Source organism: Microcoleus sp. B13-B6 (assembly GCF_036705405.1).
Lineage (GTDB): Bacteria > Cyanobacteriota > Cyanobacteriia > Cyanobacteriales > Microcoleaceae > Microcoleus.
The window spans coordinates 62531-80920 of record NZ_JAUBUJ010000006.1 but is presented as its reverse complement, the minus strand read 5'-3'; the positions used below and the strand labels follow the sequence as shown (position 1 = coordinate 80920).

At 45.0% G+C, this 18390-nt stretch carries 15 protein-coding genes; 1 reads left to right on the top strand and 14 read right to left on the bottom strand.

From position 1 onward, the window contains the following. Positions 1-250: 250 nt before the first annotated feature. Positions 251-733 carry an Hsp20/alpha crystallin family protein gene (locus tag QUB35_RS04460; RefSeq protein WP_333139752.1) on the bottom strand — a complete coding sequence of 161 codons (483 nt, stop codon included), beginning with the start codon at positions 731-733 and terminating at the stop codon, positions 251-253. A gap of 263 nt (positions 734-996) precedes the next feature. Continuing rightward, positions 997-1359 carry a DOPA 4,5-dioxygenase family protein gene (locus QUB35_RS04455; RefSeq protein WP_333139750.1) on the bottom strand — a complete coding sequence of 121 codons (363 nt, stop codon included), beginning with the start codon at positions 1357-1359 and terminating at the stop codon, positions 997-999. 132 nt (positions 1360-1491) lie between these two features. Between QUB35_RS04455 and QUB35_RS04450 the strand changes: the two genes are divergently transcribed. Further along, positions 1492-2763 carry an alpha-L-fucosidase gene (locus QUB35_RS04450; RefSeq protein ID WP_333139748.1) on the top strand — a complete coding sequence of 424 codons (1272 nt, stop codon included), beginning with the start codon at positions 1492-1494 and terminating at the stop codon, positions 2761-2763. 34 nt (positions 2764-2797) lie between these two features. Here the strand turns inward: QUB35_RS04450 and QUB35_RS04445 are convergent, their stop codons facing one another. The 12 genes from QUB35_RS04445 to QUB35_RS04390 all read right to left on the bottom strand — a co-directional run bounded on the left by QUB35_RS04445 (position 2798) and on the right by QUB35_RS04390 (position 18204). After that, complete coding sequence (locus QUB35_RS04445; protein WP_333139746.1) at positions 2798-3712, bottom strand: GIY-YIG nuclease family protein; 915 nt, start codon at positions 3710-3712, stop codon at positions 2798-2800. Positions 3713-3812: 100 nt separating this feature from the next. After that, entirely contained in the window at positions 3813-4289 is a 477-nt protein-coding gene (locus QUB35_RS04440; protein WP_333139744.1) for a hypothetical protein, read from the bottom strand. A gap of 133 nt (positions 4290-4422) precedes the next feature. Next, positions 4423-7587 carry a type I restriction endonuclease subunit R gene (locus QUB35_RS04435; RefSeq protein ID WP_333139742.1) on the bottom strand — a complete coding sequence of 1055 codons (3165 nt, stop codon included), beginning with the start codon at positions 7585-7587 and terminating at the stop codon, positions 4423-4425. A 52-nt stretch (positions 7588-7639) separates the two neighbouring features. Next, positions 7640-8545 (bottom strand): S-4TM family putative pore-forming effector, encoded by a 906-nt coding sequence (locus QUB35_RS04430; RefSeq protein ID WP_333139740.1) that lies wholly within the window; start codon positions 8543-8545, stop codon positions 7640-7642. Beyond that, the gene (locus tag QUB35_RS04425) at positions 8542-9420 is read right to left on the bottom strand and encodes a nucleotidyltransferase (RefSeq protein ID WP_333139738.1); all 879 of its coding nucleotides are present in this window, start codon (positions 9418-9420) and stop codon (positions 8542-8544) included. Before QUB35_RS04425 ends, QUB35_RS04430 begins: the two co-directional genes overlap by 4 nt. Beyond that, a complete protein-coding gene (locus tag QUB35_RS04420) occupies positions 9404-10687 on the bottom strand; it encodes a restriction endonuclease subunit S (RefSeq protein ID WP_333139736.1) in 1284 nt (427 codons plus the stop codon). Before QUB35_RS04420 ends, QUB35_RS04425 begins: the two co-directional genes overlap by 17 nt. Further along, positions 10687-12255 carry a class I SAM-dependent DNA methyltransferase gene (locus QUB35_RS04415; protein ID WP_333139734.1) on the bottom strand — a complete coding sequence of 523 codons (1569 nt, stop codon included), beginning with the start codon at positions 12253-12255 and terminating at the stop codon, positions 10687-10689. The genes QUB35_RS04420 and QUB35_RS04415 overlap by 1 nt, the downstream gene beginning before the upstream one ends. 158 nt (positions 12256-12413) lie before the next feature. Then, positions 12414-13328, bottom strand: coding sequence for a site-specific integrase (locus QUB35_RS04410; protein ID WP_333139732.1), 915 nt, complete (start codon positions 13326-13328; stop codon positions 12414-12416). Between the two features lie 231 nt (positions 13329-13559). After that, complete coding sequence (locus tag QUB35_RS04405; RefSeq protein WP_333064676.1) at positions 13560-13820, bottom strand: hypothetical protein; 261 nt, start codon at positions 13818-13820, stop codon at positions 13560-13562. A gap of 413 nt (positions 13821-14233) precedes the next feature. Beyond that, positions 14234-15556 carry an acetamidase/formamidase family protein gene (locus QUB35_RS04400; protein WP_333139730.1) on the bottom strand — a complete coding sequence of 441 codons (1323 nt, stop codon included), beginning with the start codon at positions 15554-15556 and terminating at the stop codon, positions 14234-14236. Between the two features lie 361 nt (positions 15557-15917). Next, a complete protein-coding gene (locus tag QUB35_RS04395; protein WP_333139728.1) occupies positions 15918-17402 on the bottom strand; it encodes a tetratricopeptide repeat protein in 1485 nt (494 codons plus the stop codon). A 340-nt stretch (positions 17403-17742) separates the two neighbouring features. Beyond that, complete coding sequence (locus QUB35_RS04390) at positions 17743-18204, bottom strand: hypothetical protein (protein ID WP_333054833.1); 462 nt, start codon at positions 18202-18204, stop codon at positions 17743-17745. Positions 18205-18390: the final 186 nt, after the last annotated feature.

Sequence of the window (18390 nt, the reverse complement as noted above, 5' to 3'; positions counted from 1 at the left end):
GGACTTCAATGCCCCTGGACGATCGATTGGGTATTCTGCACATCGACTGCATTTACTGGAAGCTTGCCTTGTAAGCGTTACTGAATTCACTGCGGGTTCAAGTGGTTTTTCGATCGGCTTTCCCAAATAAAGAATACCGAGAGCAATCCTAGCTCCCGGTATCAACTTTTCCAGTTCCGTTGTTGCGCGAGTAAATCCAATCAGGCTCAATGAAAGGAAAATTTGCCTCACGATTAAGCACAGCAGATCGTTATTGGTTAGCCTGTTCCAAAGCTGGATTTGTTGAAGCTCCAGCAATTTCTGCTAAGTTAATCTTGACGACTTTATTGCGAGCTTCTTGTACCTTCGGCAGGGTTAGCGTTAGAATGCCATCTTTGCATTCAGCTTGCACGGAGTCGTTTTGAATGGGTGCGGGCAAGGGAAGCACCCGGTGGAATTTGCCGTAGCGGAATTCAGAACGGACGCAGCCAGATTTCTCGTCTGTGTTTTCGCAGCGGCGTTCGCCAGAGATAGAAATTGCTTCGCGAGTCACTTGAACGTCAACACCTTTGGGGTCAATTCCAGGCAGTTGCGCTTTTAAGATGAAGTTGTCCCCAGCATCAGCCAATTCTAGAGCGGGCATCCAAGTGGCTTCTGAATTATTTCTCGTTGTTGCCCGTCGGTCAAAAACTTTATCGAGTTGCTGGCGGAGGGTTTCAATTTCCGTGAAGGGTTGCCAAGAGCGCATCAACATAATCTGTCACCTCAAAGATTGGTAATGCTTTATGAGTTTGTTTGGTTGAAGCTCATTGCTTACAGTTATTATGATGCCGCTTCCGCGCGTGGCAGGAACAGTCAGGAGAACCCCACTCTGTTGGTCGTATTTGCCCGAATAAGTGCGAAAGAATCAGAATTAATTGGCAGTGAAGAAAACCGTACAAAACTATTCCTAGAAACCGAAAAGTTGTGTCAACGCCATGATGACCCTGCGACCAGCGAACTCTGCATGGCGCGAGCTCACCCGCTGGTGCTGGCCGTTTTAGGTCGCAGAACTTCGACATTCAGCTTTAGTTTTTCTCCCAGCCACAAAGAATGTGTTGTGTGGTCTGCCACATCGTCCCCTGTTTCGGGATGGACGAGAATATTGAGATCCTCGCGGTGGAGCATCAACCAAGGAACGACTTTGCCAAACTCCGAGGGTGAAAACGCAACTTGATACATCGCTTGAGGGTGTGGCCCAATGGGTTTGTCGTGCCAACGTCCTAGCTGCACCTCAAACTGAGCCAATCCTTCGCGTACACGCGCAGCAGCATCACGGCTATCATTGTCAAAGTAAATATGTGCGTGAAAACCAACAATTTCGATGGTGTCTGCTTTCATGATTTTCAGTGGGGTATTATGGGGAGGTTCATTGCAGCCAAATCCAACAAAGAAGTATACCCTAGCTTATTAATTTTACCTGCGAGTAAACATTACTCTTTCACAATACCGCCTATATTTCAGGGTGAACTAATGACTCAAGAAAACAACTGGTTTGAGACAGCACGATTGGGAATGTTTATTCACTGGAGTCATAGCAGCCAGTGTGGGTACGAAATATCTTGGCCATTGGTGGGAGGCGTCTTTAGCTTGCCGTACTGCCAAGATGTCCCGGTAGCAGACTATCACCGCACCGCCCAAACTTTCAATCCGACTGAATACGACCCTCAAACTTGGGCTAATTTAGCGAAACGCTTGGGGATGCAGTATGTGATTTTGACGGCTAAACATCATGATGGATTTTCCTTATTTCATACCCAAGAATCCGACTTTTCTATCGAGTATGCGCCGTACAAAAAAGATATTGTCCTAGAATTTGTGGAGGCGATGCGGGCTGAAGGTTTGCGAATTGGGTTGTATTTTTCCTTGATTGACTGGCATTACCCCGACTACCCGGCTTTCACAGAAACCGACAAACCGTATCAGTTTGGGAAGTTTCGACAGCCGACGAGTTCTCAATGGGAGCGCTACCTTGAATTTATGTTCGCTCAAGTCAAAGAATTGTTGAGCAACTACGGAAAGATTGACTTGAAGAGGTTTGATGGCGGTTGGGAGCGAAAGCCAGAACAATGGCAAGCTAGACAGCTACATGAAATGATTCGATCGCTGCAACCGCATTTGCTAATCAACGATCGCCTCAGAGGATTTGGAGACTTCGATACCTGCGAGCAATTCATTCCCCCCCAACCGCCTCCGCGCACTTGGGAAGCTTGCCTAACTCTGAATGAAAGCTGGGGTTACAACCCGAATGACACCCAATTCAAGTCAGCTCGCCAACTTATTCATACCCTCTGTGAAGTTGCAGGTAAAGGTGGCAATCTGCTGTTGAATGTCAGTCCAATGGGTAATGGGCAAATTCAATCTGAACAATTGGATTTGTTGCAATTGGTAGAAGCATGGATGGCTGTTCATGCCCAGAGTATTGTAGGAACACAGCCTGGACTGGAACCTTGGCAATTCTACGGCCCTTCTACTCGGCTCGGCAATCGCTTTTACTTATTCTTGCTAATGAAGCCCTACGAGTCAGTAACAGTACGAGGTGTACCCATTAAACGGATTCAAGCCGTTTTTAAAGTCGCTGGAGGGGAATCATTACAATACTCAACTCGCTGTGCCATTGTCGATTCTATGTTAAGTGCCGATCCTTTTGGGGAGTTAACGATTCAAGTGCCTGAACAAGCTCTAAATCCCTATGCTACGGTGATTGCAGTTGATATTGCTCCAGTCAACGATAACGATACTTAAAGGAAGATGTAACCAGTGTAGCGATCGCACTTCTTCACTTCCTACCCCAGTTGCAGATCGCATCCACCTCAATATCACTCAAAACTTTTGCTTCCATCCCGTACAAATCATTCAGCACAACCTTAACATTCGGAAACAGGAAATACTCTGTCAGCTTGCCAATCCGGTAATTAAACGCTTTGTATCGGTGTTTGAAGTACAGCTCCACATTCCCCCGATGTTCCCACAATCCTAGTAAGTTGACGGCGACATCCGAGTAATGCGCTCTGACATCCCGCTGCACTTCAGCGATGCGTTCCTCGATCGTTCGAGTTGTCACCCCAATTTTATAGAAGCAGTGGCCGTCCGCTTTGACCTCAAGGAAATAGAGCGAATTCACCAGAATCCGACGAAGTTGCGATCGATAAATCAGCAAATCAGCCCGCCGTTCGTCCAAACAAGATAACCCCGCAGCTTCAGCAATCTCTACAGAGCCTTCCAATGAAGCCAGTTCCGACAGCAGCAAGGGTTCTTGGACTTTGTTGAACAATGCCAGGGGAAGCGCACCCACCGGGATTTTACCGAGGTTTGTGAACTGATACAAGCGATCGCCCGATGACTCTAGCAATCCTTTGAGTTCCCACCGAAAGTTTATCAAGTCTTTGGGAATCGATCGCTTTTCTGTCCCGTACTCTTTCCACAGCACCTTCAACTGTTCCAATTCCTCACCCTTGAGTTCGATGTTGAAATGCTCGTAGAGGGGCAACGCGGGGAAAGCTTTGGTTTTAATCCGCTGTGACACGGGCTTACAAGTTTCGTCGGTGTGCGCGAAATGATGTTCTTTCACGTTCCCCTTTTTCGCTGTGAGGGAGCCTCCGCAGTAGAGGCAAGCGAGGTTAGTTTTTCCGCGTACAACCTCATCAATGCTCGCCAGCTCGCCACTGAGAGCAACACCAAATTTTAGCCACATTGTCAAAAGTTCTCCTAAAAGCAGGTTTTGTAGATGCACCTGCTCCACACGATTGAGGATTGTAACACATCCTCTTATCGTGCACATCACTGCCTCAGCATCATTCATTCACACCTTTTATTCTTGAGTCATGCTCCATCATCTCAGTAATGATAATCCTCGCAATCAGAGGCTTTTCCTGCATATATTTCTTAATGTTAGCCATTTTTTCTTTAAATTCTTCAGAGTCTTTGCCTGGATAACCAGCTATTATTATTTCAAATTCCGAGTTGAATTCAAAGTATAATTTCTCTAAATTAATATGTTCATCTTCAGTAAATATGCTTTTAGTGTCCCTTTCATGTCGCCATTGCACAATCTTTGTCAAAACCTGAATTGATGTTCTATAAGAATCATAAATTTTTTCTCGATACCATTTTTGTCGATCGCTTTCTTGTTGTCGAATGCCTTGCTGTTTTTCTCGCTCTAGTTGAAAGTTATTATTAATCGAAGTTACCACTAAATTGTTAATTATCAGCAAAACACCTGAAACTACAGCAGCTAAGATAATATAAATGCCAGGTGATTGGGAAAGCATATTATTCCTATTGTTTTAAAAAAAGAACTCATTAACGCTAGCCTTTTGCTTGGAAAATCAGCAACTGTGAATCAGTGCGGATTTCCGATCCCATCATCTCAAACCCCTGCTACACCTGCCGATCGCAACCGCTTCAAGCTGCTGGGGTGTAAATACTGCGCCCGGCCTCAGAATAAGATTCGTAGACGTGTTGGTAAACCTCTTGGCACTTTCGCTGATACACTTCGGTTGAGTAGCTTTCGGGCAGTCCATCTAAAACTTCCTCGATCGCCACTTTAACTGCTGCCTTGCTTTGCTGCCGCCTGCGCCAATCTAACACTAATTTTTCTTGCTTGAGGGTTGACAAAAGTTCCTTTGCTACTTTCTTAATTGCCAGATTTTCTTTCTCGGTTAAAGTAATATCTGGTTTGGTCAACAGGTCAAAAATTGCTAATTCTTCCTCGGTCAATTTTTCGGATATTGCACGTTTATCCTCAATATTGAGTTCTTGTGCAAACTCCACTAAATCGGCAAAAAATATCTCGACATTGCGGGAACCAGCATTATATTCATCAATCATTTGCTGGAACTTGTCTAAGTAATTCATCCGGCTTTTGTTGAGGCGTAGCATCTGCGTTAATTGGCTGCTAATTATGCCTTTGAGTTTCTCTGTTTCGGTGTGCTTGTAACCGGATGCAAACTGGGCTTTGAGGGCGTCAAAGTCAATCTGGCTGAGGTCGATAAGTTGGTTCGATTCGGGGATGACATATGTTAAAGTGCCGATCGACTGATCGAGGATTTCTTCAACAGCGGCTTTGACTTCGGTAATGTCCGAGTGTGGGGTTAGCTGTTTGATGCGCTTGGTAATTTCAGCAAAAGCATATAAACTAGGATTGAACTCGCCCGCTGCTGGGTCTGGGAGTATGGCTTTGTAGAGTTTGTTAACGTTCTGAGATAGTGCTAGATATCGCTGTTTGGAATCGTCGTTGATGAGGATGGCTTCGACCGCATCATCCCATAGCTTAATACGGGCGAAAGATTCGGTAGTGGTTTGAATTTTATCGAAATTGATGCCACGTCCAGTACAGAATTGTAGCGTAAGGTCGATCGCACTTCTCAATTCATCGACTAGGGCCGCTTTCGCTTGTACGGGAGTGTCGCCTTCTCTGACATCGCCACCCGATGCGAAACCGTAAATTGCTAGGGCTTTTTGCAAGTCGCGGAAAACACCGATATAGTCTACAATCAGCCCGTTAACTTTATCCCCAAACACGCGATTCGCCCTGGCGATTGTTTGCATCAGGGTGTGGTTTCGCATCGGTTTGTCGAGGTAGATGGTGGAACAACTCGGCGCGTCAAATCCTGTCATCCACATGGCGCAGACAAAGACGATTCGCAGGGGGTTGTTGGCGTCTTTGAATTTATCGTCTAATCCAGGTTTTTCTTTGGCGAGGCGCTGACGGTGAGGTTTGATGGTTAAGCCTTTCTTGTTAAAGATTTCTTCCTCATTTTGGGAGGAGGAAATGATAACGGCCATGTCGGTTTCGGCGATGTATTGAATCTGGGCGGTTAGCTGTTCGTGTTCGGTGGTGTTGGCGGTGATGAGTTGGTTTTGTAAATCAGTTAATTGCTGTTGCCAATACTGCTGGACTTTGTTATACATTTTAACAGCGGTGAAGCGATCGATCGAGACAACCATTGCTTTACCCCGATAGCCACGCCCTAAAAAGTGACTGACTATATCTTTGGCGATTTCCTCTAAGCGTTCCTCTCGCGCGATCAGGTGTAATTCTCGCGCAAATTCCCGTTCGAGTTTATTCTCTTCGGCTTCATCTAAGTCTGCTGATTCTATAACATCGGCTATTTCTTCATTAAGTTCGCTGTTGGTGAGTTCGAGTTTGGGGATGCGGTTTTCGTAGTAAAGGGGAACTGTGGCGCCGTCTTCGATGGATTGGCGGAAGTTGTAGGTGCTGATGTAGTCGCCAAATACGCGCTTGGTGGCTTCTTCTCCCACGAGTAAGGGTGTCCCGGTGAAGCCGATAAATCCGGCGTTGGGTAATGCGGTTCTCATGTTGGCGGCCCAACTATCGTATTGGGAACGGTGGGCTTCGTCGGCGATGATTATGATATTATCTCGATCGGAAAGTTTGGAGTAGGTTTCGCCTTTGTGGGTGCGGAATTTTTGAATTAATGTGAATATATAGCGGTGGTCTTCTGTCAATAGTTGTTTGAGGTGTTCGCCGCTGTTAGCGCGGACATTTTCTTCGGGTTCGGTGACTGCGCCGGTTTTGGCAAAGTTTTTGTAGATTTGGTTGTCTAAGTCGTCGCGATCGGTGATAATTACAAATGTCCAGTTTCCGGTAATTGTGCGGTGGACTTTCTGGGAAAAGAACTGCATGGAGAAGCTTTTACCGCTGCCTTGGGTGTGCCAGAAAACGCCGAGTTTGCCTTGATTTTCTCGGATGTTTTGTACGGCTTCTAGGCAATTGTTCACGCCGAGATACTGATGGTTTTTGGCAACGAGTTTGATTAAATGATCTTTTTCTTCGCTAAATAGAGTGAAGTTTTCGACAATATCTAAGAGTTTGGTTTTGTCGCAAGTTCCGCGAATTAGGGTTTCCAGGGAGATGATGCCTTGTTCGCCTTCGTTATTGATTTTTTTCCAGTCTGAGAAATACTCCCAGGTGGCGGTGAGGCTAGCGATTTTGCTGATGCTACCGTTGGAGAGGATAACGATGCTGTTGTACCAAAATAATTGCGGGATTTCTTTTCGGTAGTCGCAGAAGTTGTTTTGATAGGCGAGTTCGACTCGTTCTCCAGAGGCTTTGAGTTCGATAAATATTAGGGGAATGCCGTTTATGAAGCCGATTAAATCAGGGCGGCGGGGGTACAGCTCCCCGGTAATCCAGAATTGGGAGGCGAGGAAGAAGTCGTTGTTGGTGGGGTTTTCCCAGTCGATGACGGTGACGTTTTCGGTGATTTCTTCGCCGTCGTCGTTGCGGTAGGTGACTGTTACTCTGTCTTTGAGGAGGTTGTAAATTTCGCGGTTCGCGTTGGCGAGGGTGAGAGCATTTCTGTCGCGGATCAGTTCGTCAATGGCGAGGTTAATTGCTGGTTTGGGGAGGTGAGGGTTGAGTTTTTCTACGGCTGGTTGTAGTTTGGAGATGAGGACTACTTCGCTTCTGGTTTCTCGCCCTAAGTTGCTGGTTCCGCTAATCCATTCGTTGTAGCAGTTGGCTGTGGTGTAGCCTAGTTGTTGAAATAGGGCGATCGTTTCGAGTTCTAGGGCTTCTTCTGAGTCGGGGTGGGGTTGAGTCATGTGCTAGTCTCTCCAGTGGATTTCAACTGTGGGAATTTGCTCAATGAAACCATTAAGGATTTCTAAGTGCCTCCTCAATCAGATCTTCTGCACCCCTATTCATTTGCTCCTCTTGTTGTCGCCTGAGAAGGCTGTAAATCCAGTTTAATATCAGCGGATTTCTGCGACGGTTATCATAAATTTCATTCTGTACTTTATAAGATTCTTCGGTGACTTCTTGAGGAGTGAATCTTCCTCTAATAGCCTGACTCCACAGCCCTTCGCAACGTTCTTTAAGGCTATCTAATCTAGCAGCCGCTTCAGTATGCTCAATATACTGACGTATTCCTAAAACAACAGCCGGTATTAGCGGTGCCAGGACTACCAAAAAGAATTTTTCTAATGTAAGACCACCAGTAAGACCAACTAAAAACACAATGACTGTCAATCCCACAATTGTGACGAGTCCCAAGACAGCGTAGCGACGACGAAGCTGAGAATCCCACCAACAGTTGGTGCGCTGGCAAATAAGGCGTGCAAGGTGTATTTGCAACTGACCAACACTGACGGGATACCAATTCTGAAGTTTTGAGTAATTGGGATCTATACCTTTATGTCTTGAAGAGGCTGCTACAACTGCTTCTGGTTCTGGACGGCCCCCAGAGTTGAGTTTAGACCAGTCCATTTGCAGGACATCACAATCAAATAACTGTTGTATTTTTGCCGCTTTTTCTTGAAGTAACTTCTGCTGGGGAGTAAATATAACAACATCCAAAATGGTAACAAATATCCCCCAGAAGGCTACATAAACTTGAAGCTTAGGAAATACAGCGACAAGCAAAGTTAACACAATTACACAGGGAACACTAAGAGTTATCAGAACGGCCTGAATTCTCTTAGCATCAGAATAGAGTTGTCGCTGAGCAGCTAGGCGCTCAAGCTGCTTTTGGGTTATTTGCTCTTGAGGTATTGTGTTCATTTGTAGTAGCTGGAGAATTTATTGTCGTAGACTAGATTCCACCAATCAAATGCTAGCTTAAGGTCACCTCTGTTTTTTGCTTCAAGTGCATTTTCAGCACGGGACAAGGCGGTTGAAAGCTTAGACCAAGCATCGTTTAACTTAGCTTGTGTCGAAGAGGGGTTAATATAGCTTGAAATTCCCATAGGGTCTTGCATCTTAGCTAGCTTTACATCATATAGATGCGAGAAAACCCGTTTTACATCTATGTCATAAACAATTGTTTGTTCTCCTTCTGCATATCTAGCTATTCTTAATTCTAAATAGAAAGAAGAAATGGGAACATTTCGATAACACTTCCAAGCTTTTATGAAGCGAATGAGCGGTTTAACTCTGCCGTTTAATTTTTTGTCTACATATGTGACATAAGCATTATGAGTTTCTGGACTTGAATGCCTCCAACCACCTGAACAGTCGGGAATTTCATAGGTTATATAATTGCTCCTTCCAATTTTTCCAATATCTCTTGCTGGTACGACCTCTGTAGATTCCTTAGCATCACTACCAAAAGGACATACAACAGCAGGGCAATCTACATAGACATCTGTAGAGTAAAATCTTTTATTTAATGCTTCTCTTACTTGAGTTAGAGCATAAGAAGAATTCCAACTCAACCTACTAGAGGGAATGCTGGCAAAGTAATCCACGTCACTATATCCCGAAATGCTTGTTCCATTACCAAATGAACCAGTACGGAAGAATCGGTTTAATCCAAAGTTAGCTTTAAGACAAGCTTCAATAGAAGCTCTATGGTTCTTCGCCGCTGTAGATTCATAATCTGAAGGAGTAAGCTTTGCGAGAAAATCTCTAAAGCCTTCATCAATTGTTCTCGGCATTATACACCCCTATATCTATTTCTTCTAAATTGATTTCGCCTGAGATGAGTCTGGGAAGGAGTAAATCGCGGGTTTTGCGGAGGTTGTCGTTTTTTTGTTGTAAAACTTTTATATTTTTAAATAGCGGTTCTGCTAGTTCATTAAACTTTCTCATAACCTCATCAGAAGGCTTGAGGATTTCAAGTGCTTTAATAACCTGTTGACTGATATTTTGCTGAGCGGCTCCCATTCCTAAACTAAAAATCTTTTCCCTATTCTCTAAAAGATAGAGAAAAGCATAATAACTAGAAAACAGTGAATTATTTTTGAGCAGGGCGCAACAAGCCTGATTTGTAGCGGCTGGAGAAGCCAAAATTCCTAGCATTCCAATAGTTGCGCCATACATAGCCATAATGACGGTATCGGGAGGAAACACCTTTGCCGATGATTTTTGTAAACCAAGGTCTGTAATTTTTTCTTCAGTCTCAAAAATAAAACCATCATTTAATTCCCTTGTTTTAATCCAGAGAATTGAGCCACCATAAAAGTCTGAATTTTTTCTGCTAGGAGTTCCCCCTGAGCTAGTACGGTATATATCCTCAACTTTAGCAGCCTCCCAACCTTCAGGAATCAGCCCCAATTCTGAATCTACCATCTGCACCTGTTCGTGTCCGGGGAAGAGGAATTTGACGAACCACTCGCGGTAGAGCGATCGTGCCATCTCTTCCAATATCTCAATCCGCCGCGTGTTATTCTCGATTAGGCGATCGTACGCTGAGAGAATCGCAGCAATTTTGCGCTGGATGGGGAGAGGGGGAAGAGAAATCTCAAAATTGGGAAAATTAGTTAGAGGAATCCTATCAACTGTCGAACCAAAAATCAGATTCGTTGCAATAGTTTTACGCCAATCCTCTCCAAAAAAGTAGTACAACAAAAATTTGGTGTCTATTTTGTCAGGATTGGGACGTATGAGTGCTAATCTCCGACCGAGACATCCTCTAAATCCTTCTGGAATAATGGCGTAACGATTTAATGTAGCTTCATAGGTAAATATGAGATCACCGGGACTTGGTAAAACTCGCCTTGTCCATTTTGGAAACTCCTCTTCAGAAATGTATCGAATCTCTGATAAGTCAAGTTTGCCATCTTCTGTAATATTTTTAATTCCTAAGAATACAGCACCTTCGGATGCTAGTTTGGGCGTGGCGTGAGGCCCATCATAAAAACCTAAATATATATCCTTTATTTTAACTCGTTTCCAAGATTGAGTAGCGGTTGTTGCTGTCATCAAATCCTTTCCTCCAACAACATCACGACATTCTCAGCAATTGTTTCCTCCAACCCCCGCGCCTCAACATTCAAAATCTCCAACTCCTCATTCAACTCCTCCAACCGTGCGGTAAAATCAAAATCCTCCGCCTCCTTGCGTTGGGCCACCCCCACATAACGCCCAGGATTGAGACTCCATCCCTGTGCCTCAATCTCATCCAATGTTGCTATTTTACACAACCCCGCCACATCCCGATAAACCTTGTCTGGGAATGTCTCAGTCAGCATTTCGGAACCACCAACGGTCAACTCTGCCTTTTCCCCTCGGTACAGCCGCACAATATTTGAGATAAACTCAACCTGTGCTTCGCTAAACTCGCGATGGGCCCGATCGACTTGACGGTAAATATGCCGCGCATCAATAAACAATACTTTATCCTGGCGAGGTGTTTTCAGCTTCCGCCTGTCGAAAAACCACAGCGTACAGGGTAGCGTCACCGTATAAAAGAAATTAGAACCGATCGCAATCATCACATCCACCGCCCTTTTTTCTATCAACTGGCGGCGAATCTCCAACTCTGAACCCCGCGCATCCGACGCTGAGTTTGCCATCACAAACCCCGCCCGTCCCTTCGGATTCAAAGCTGTATAAAATAACTGAATCCAGAGATAATTTGCATTGTCAGTTGTCGGTGCACCAAAGGGATAATGAGGGTTGTCCTTAATCTTTTCTCTATCCACCCCATTAACATTAAACGGCGGATTCGCCATCACAAAATCAAACTCACCGACGCTGTTGTGAATATCTTGATAATAAGTGTTACCTTCCCGGATATTGCGTAAACCAGAAACTCCGTGAACTGCCAAATTCATCTGACAGAGTTTCACAGTTCCGTCTACCTTTTCTTGACCGTAAACACTAATTACTTGATTGGGGTCAAATCCTAACTTATTGCGAACCCGAATCGCACTCTGCACCAGCATTCCCCCAGCACCACAAGCCGGGTCTAAAATTCGCCCGTAATTCGGCTCTATTACATCGACAATCAGCTTTACCAGAGAAATTGGAGTAAAAAACTCTCCGCCTTTCTGCCCTTCTTTCTGAGCAAAATTCCCTAGGAAATACTGATAAATTTCTCCAAACGCATCCTCAGTAATATTGTTTCGGGGAATCCGATTTAAGATTTTCAACAACTCCCGCAAAATCGGTTTTTCCAAGCTGTTGTAATTTCTAGGCAAAGCGCCACCCAGTTCCTCATTTTCATCGGCGATCGCCTTCATGGCCGCATTAATCGCCCCGCCAATATCCTCTGCTTCCGGGCGATCGATCAAATAATCAAAACGGGCCGTTTCCGGCAAATAAAGCGCGCCTTTTGCTTGGTAATCCGTTTTGCCCACCGTGCGCCGCCTGCTGCTTCCCGCTGCTATTTCCTGTGAAACCAAGCCAAATTTATAGTCAGCGTACAGCAGAAAAACTAACCCGAGAACGGGTACGGAATATTCCGAAGGCTTGAGTTTAGAGTTGGCTCTGAGGTTGTCGGCTGCTTCCCAAAGGCGTTTTTCGAGTTCGGTGTAGTTGGCTGGCATCTTCGCGTTAAATTCCCACGTCCTTGATTGATTCTCTAGTCTTCGGCAACAAACAGCACCGCCTCGTACAAGCTCTTATTTTACGCGAGATCGTCCGAATGACGAATAATTGTAACCAACTCAGGATTGAGAGCTTCAGGCGCAGGTTCAAGCGATCGTCACCAATCGGGAATTTCTTCAGGCTCCGAGTCTGATAGGCCTTGTGACAGTTGCTCTCTTGGTAACGGCACAGCGGGCAATTCATCCTGTACGCGGGGAAATACCTCTTTCCCCGCGTAGGAAAGCATGGAAAGTGAAGCGATCGCTCCTTTGACTTGCTCCGGCTTCACCTCTAAGTAGCGCTGTAACTGTTCGAGGTTACTGTGGCCGCTGATTTCTTGAATAATCCGCAGCGGAATTCCTGCGTTGCTCATCTGAGTCAGGGCGGTGCGACGGAAGCTGTGGGTGGATGCTCCCTCGATGCCGGCGCGCTCGAACGCTTCTCTCAAAATCCGATCCGCTGAGTTGGGGTGCAAATGCTTCCAGTGGTGTTTCGGGTAGCGGCCGGGAAATAAATAAGTCTGACCCGCGTTAGGTTTCCAAGATGTTAGGAGCGAGCGCAAATCCTCTATCACTGGAATCGTTCGGGTTTGGAGTTTTCCTTTGGTGTTGCGCTTGCGGAAGTTGATTGTAGGTCGGACTGTACCTCTGGCAGTGTAAATATCGATGACTTCTAAGGAACAAGCTTCAGCAATGCGGCAAGCGGTGTACAAACAAATTCCGAAGAGGGTGCGATCGCGAGCGGTTTGCAAAGCTTCGTTGAACAAAAGCTCGATTTCCTCTTGCGTGAATATCTTGGCCTGCCCGTGTCCCTCTATTTTCATCTTGGTAAACTCGACCCGATACCACAGAGTTTGCCGCAAATACTGCGTTACTGCATCGGTAGACGGGGATTTCTTAACGTGGTAGTCCAGCTCACGACGGCTAGAATACACAGCATCCGTCGCTGGGTTGACGACGGGACTGGACAAAATTAGCCCGTTTCTTCGTTGACCGTCATACAGCGCGATCGCACAAATTTGTTTGGTAAGCACGATTATGCTTTGCTTCGGCTGCTGTGAGGTAATGCTTTGAGACGAAACAATCGGGGCCGCGACCAGCAAGACGTTATCGAAATGCTTGATGGGATGTTTTGAATGTTCTTACAGGCTTGTATCAGAAATTCGTTAATTAGGAACGATTTGTCTCTACTTCAAACTCGGTGAAAACCTTTGCCTGCTCTAACACCAACTCGATCGCTCCAAAATCGATCTGTGACCATCGCTCTAAATCTTGCCTTCAAACCTCTGATGCCAGAGGATATACCCCGACACGGTAATAACCAGAGTGATGCCTCCTCCTACCCAAGCCAGCATAGGATTGTAACCGCTACGGCTGAGGGTCTGCATCCATAGATGAGTGCGATCGGAGGATATTAACCAATCTGCGACGACCGGAAAAAGATACATCAAAGATGCACCAACGATAAGCCAGCCCACCATAGAGGCGAGGAGAAAAATAGTTTTGGCTGTAGATTGGCTACCCATGAGCAATTGCGGTAAAGAACTAACTTTGAGATTAGCAAAGTATGTCAGCACAGGTATAGCCCGAGACGGTGGGCGATGCAAGCGTGAAACTGTAAAATTGATTTGAAGCGAAAGTTAAAGGGCATTGCTGATTTAGGGTATGAAAGGCTAAATATGCAAGTCAGAGAAACCAGTATCCACAAAACTACGGGATTTTCAACTTATTGTTTTCATACCCTGATTAAGCAAGGCCCTTGACTTTAGAGTTGTGGGACTAAATACCTTACAGCAAATTTAATTCTGGTAAGCCAAGTTAATGATCTTCAAGTCCCCCTTTTGTTAGCGTAGCCTGTCCAAAGGACATAGGGGGACATAGGGGGATTTAGGGGGATTTAGGGGACTCGCAGCACCACTTATCTGAACGCAAACTGCTGTTAACTTCTGACCCAGAGAGACTTGGGCATCAAGCAATGTAGATGTTTTGCTCCCGGCTCTATTTTGCCAATCCGTGCATCCATAGCTAAACTGGCAAGGGAATAGGCATCAAGGGGTACAAGTCCTTTTAGGGTCTGCATTCTCTCAATAAGACTCATAGCCGCCATGTTCATAGCCTGCATTGCATCACCATCGATGGCATGGGTGACAAAACTATCTGAGGTATCAGTGGTAGGGTTAGGGGCAAGGACTGGAGTTGGTTGTTTCGGTAACATGCAATAGACCCCTTTTAGTTGATTGACCACCTCTGCTACTCGACAATCACCGTAGTTTGCCATGTATTGACGAGCTTCAGTAGTCTTTAAGCCTTTAGATTCAGCAAGAAATTTTAGGGTTTCTTCTTCCAGAATATTGAGCGCAATATTGAGGTCTCGATCATAACCCATCGTTATCCAATGAGTATCTGACTCAATCCGTGGCCAAGTCAGGCGTTTACCCTTAATTACTTCTACAGTCAGGTTCAGTTCATTAAAGGCAGACTCGATCGCTGTTAAATTAATCTCACCATTACCTTGCACCGCATGGGAATCCCCAGACCACAATAAAGCTCCATCCACAAACACTGGTAAGTAAATCGTTGTGCCTTCTACTAATTCTCTACAGTCGAGGTTTCCGCCAAAAGGTCCAGGGGGTACGGTGCTATATTGTCCACTTTCAGGCCTCGCCACCCCAAGAATACCGGGGAACGGACGCACAGGTAATTCAATCCCCGGCAAAAATTCTGTTACCCCACGCTTGAGGTCAAGGAAGAAATGTTTTACTTGGGGTTCCGGGAAGCTAGTTGGGAATTGCCCTAGGGCAAGATTACCCGGCAGGTTCCAGTTGGAGCCATAGGTACGAGGCACAATCCGATTAATTTTGACTTTGAGAGTATCTCCGGGTGCTGCGCCCTCTACAAAGATCGGCCCTGTAATCGTATGGGGGCCACGACCGGGATTATTTACCCGCAGTCTAGTAATTTCTTCGATCGATACCCCCGGCAAAACTTGATTCATGGAAGCCATCATGGTTTCCATGACAACGGTGTCCCCTGATTTAATCCGAGCGCGGGGTGTCTCTGCATTATTAAACCAACCCCATTGGACTGTTTCATCATTGGCTGGCAGTAAGTACACACCACCCTGATACTGTCCTACATATCCTTCCTGTAAAGCTGCCATTTCCGATCGATTGGTTGGAGTTTGAGCAATCAATTTATTTGGTAACAAGGTCGCAGCCGCAGCTACAGTCCCACCAAGAAGAAAATCACGTCGATTCGGCATAGCTTGCTTTTTTATGGTAAATGTCTGTAATCCCCTGATCCATCTAGATCAAAGCAAATATATTATTCAGGCTTATTCTTTGAGAATTTGTTATCTAAAATACAAATAGCTTAGAAAAGGAATAAACACTCACCATAAATCTATCTTAAAGCTGACAGATTTTGAGCATATTTACATCTAATGTCTGAAAACATAAGGAAAATGGCATAAGCTGGTTCAAGGCTTGGAACGGCTTATGCTTCATCAGAATAATCACAATTCCTGACAGTTTGGGATTTTTCTGTTGGCAATGCCGTTGGTACAAAGTGAACGATTTTATAATTGTCTAAACGACCATTTTTCTACTGCAATGCGTTGCTTTTTAAGGGTTGCTAGCACGTTTTCTGGCTTCGGATGCTTTGATATCATAACCAGCGTTAGGATTAGCTTGGTGCAGTTGCATTAATAGGTCGATGTAAAATTTGTAGTATTCCTGTACTGTGGCAAAGTATGAGCTGCGACTTTCTGGGGTGGCTATTTTACTGCGGAGATTTTCAATTAATTTGAGAGAGGCTTCAATATCATTGAGAGCTTCGGTAAAATTGCCTAGCGATCGTTTGACAACAGCCATGCTGTAAAGAGTGAGAGCTTCTTCCTCGGTTGCGCCGATTGCTCGAAAAAGAGAAAGGGACTGGTTGTAAGACTCTAGCGCTTTCTGGTTTTCTCCCAAATTGGAGTATAGTAAGCCGATGTTGGTAAGCGTAAAGGCTTCCACACGGAGAGCGCCTATAGCCCTGCTGAGGGGAAGGGACTGGTTGAAATACTCTAGCGCTTTTTGTTCTTCTCTCACCTCATTGTATATACCGCCGATGTTGTTTAGGGTTAGAGCTTCCCCACGGCGATCGCCTACTGCCCTTCTCAAGGACAGGGACTGGTTAAAATACTCTAGCGCTATGTAGTATTCTCCCAATTCTGCGTATAATAAGCCGATGTTGTTGAGGGTAACGGCTTCCCAACGGCGATTGCCCACTGCCCGACTCAGGGGAAGGGACTGCCTGTAATACTCTCTTGCTTTTTGTTTTTCTCCCAACTTATTGTAAACTAAGCCGATGTTGTTAAGGGTGATAGCTTCCGCATTGCGATCGCCCACTTTCCGACTAAGGAGAAGGGATTGGTTGAAATACTCTTTTGCTTTTTCTTTGTCTCCCAAATTTGCGTATACTAAGCCGATGTTGTTGAGAGTAGTAGCTTCCCCACAGAGAGCGCCTACAGCCCTGCTCAAGGGAAGGGACTGATTGAAATACTCTAGCGCTTTCGAGTTTTCTCCTAAATCTGCATACCTTAAGCCGATATTGGTGAGGGTAATAGCTTCTTGTTTACGATCGCCCACTCCCCGACTCAGAGGAAGAGACTGGTTGTAATATTCTAGCGCTTTCTGTTTTTCTTCCAATTTATAGTAAACCTCGCCGATATTGTTGAGGGTAATAGCTTCTTGCTTGCGATTACTCACTCCTCGACTCAGGGAAAGAGACTGATTGAAATACTCTAACGCTTTCGAGTTTTCTTCTAAATCATCATAGACAACGCCAATCCTGGTGAGGGTGCTAGCTTCCCCATCCCGATCGCCCACTGCCCTAAATAGCTTTAATGCTTCTTCATATTTGACGATCGCACTTCTTTTTGCTTCCGTTGTTCCTTGTTCTTCGAGTTTCTCTGCTTCTCCATATAGTTTTTGGGCAGCGTCGCTACTGTTAGTTTGTGCAGTTTGTACAACTTTACCAACGGGCACGGCTGTCACTGGCTGACTTAGCTGAACCGAAAGTGCAATCAAAAGACTAGCCAAAAACCATTGAGAGCGATCGAACATAGCCACCCCTTTTTTGTTTTTGTCAATCTTAACCCTCTTCTGTCACTCCTGCTAGAGAATAGCTAAAAGCCCCAAACTTTGTTGGGTGCTGCTTGGGTGTACGGACGGAAACAATGCTTCAACAGTATTGCTATTTATTGTTTTCCGATAGTGAGAAAAAAAAGTTAATCACTAGCTCGTTTAGTGTAAAGGCAGGAAGAAGTCAGGGTGATAGAACCTCAAGCTTTCTGAGCATCCCGCATCCTTCGATTTCCGTGATAAATGGCTGAAATACCTGCGGTTTTCGGTTGGTCAGTAATGAGCAAGTCTTCTGTTAGATTCTACGTTTTAACCCCTTCAATTATTTTCTAAAGCCTCTGTTTTCTCTAGCTCTATTTGTAAAAGGAACACGATAGGCTGCCAAAACATTTTTAGACAATAATCTAAGAACTTCCCAAGGACAATCTAACAAAGTAACAGGCAAACATTTTTGATATACCCACTCCCAAAAACCAATTGCTTCTCCCTCAACTCCTGCTGTTGCAGTATCAGGCATTTCAACACCATAGCAGCTACAAATTTCTGGCCATTTAGAATAAGGGGCAGATGGATATAATATTTTACCTTCTATAGATGTTGGATAATAAATTTTGCCAGCTAATACACCTTCAGGAAAATACATAACTTCGTCCATAATCATTATGACGCCGTTATCCGGTACATCTTCCATAGTAAATTCAGTGCCATCACTTGTGAAGCGCTTATCTAATTGGTTGTATTTTTTCAGTTTTTTAGACTGTTTGTCAAACCCTTTAAATTTCATAATTTTATTTTTTGTAATTCGACGTGGCGACCGAAAGCCCAAGCTGTCTCCGCCCACAGCTTACGGTTGTAAGTTAGTTTTTCGCTAACCCAGTGTATCAAAATAGTTCAACCTTCCAGGTCAGCGCCTGAGAGGTTGAATTCACCACTTGGGACTAAAGCTTGAGACAATCTTGATATCCCTAAC